Below are 880 nucleotides of genomic sequence, written 5' to 3' on the forward strand. Positions count from 1 at the left end.
CTCTTGGTGTTTTTTGTGTGTGTGGAGGTGTGTAGAAGCCCCCTCCCCGCCCCGTCCCCCCCCCTTCCCCGGGTCGCGCGGCGCGGCCTCGCCGCGCGGGTAGAGCGTGTCGAGCACCGCCCGGACCTCGCGCAACGCCTCCGCGCTGGACTGCGCGATCGCCTCCAACGCCGCGCGGGCCTGTTCCGGGTCGCGGTCCATCAGGTGCAGACCGACCCCGGCCCGTACGTTGATCAGCGACAGGTGGTGCCCGAGTACGTCGTGCAGCTCGGCGGCGATCAGCAGCCGTTGCTCGGTGGCCCGGCGGCGCTGCCGCTCCTCGGATAGCCGGCGCTGCTCCGCGACGCCCTCGCGGACCCGGTCGGCGACGAGGGTGCCGATCTCGGTGACCAGCCCGGCGGCGACGATCAGCACCAACGCCAGCGTCGCCTGCCGCAGCGTCGCCCCGGTGACCAGCACCCAGATGCCGTACGAGGTCACCGCCGCCACCCCGACCAGCCAGCGGTGACCGGCGGCCCGCGCCGCCGACGCGGCGATCATCGGCGCCAGCAGCGTCACCCCGGCCGGCTGGTCCAGCAGGTGGTACGCCAAGGTCGCGGCGACCACGATCAGGAAGTTGCGCCGAGGCGACCGGTGCCGGTCGGCCAAGGCCAGCCCACTGAACACCAGCAGCGCGTACCCGATGATCGAGACGTTGCCGGACTGCCAGCTGGCGGCGACCGCAGTGCCGACCGGCTGCCCGATCGCGGTCAGCACCGCCAGTCCGGGCCCGCGTCGCGACCCCGCCGGGCCGGCGTCCGCTGCCGCCGACCGCCAGTGCGGCGCGGCCGGGCCAGCGTCGGTGTCGGGCTGCGACCGGGGCATGCGCCGACTGTAGGCC

Annotated in this window: 1 protein-coding gene; it reads right to left on the reverse strand. The window is 74.7% G+C overall.

Going from position 1 to position 880, the window contains the following annotated elements; all coding sequences use genetic code 11:
• On the reverse strand, window positions 1-864 hold an 864-nt coding region (locus ACXAHD_RS32230; RefSeq protein ID WP_475055190.1), incomplete at its 3' end, for a sensor histidine kinase.
• Between the last annotated feature and the right edge of the window lie 16 nt (window positions 865-880).

The organism is Micromonospora sp. ABR4_055 (assembly GCF_056160425.1).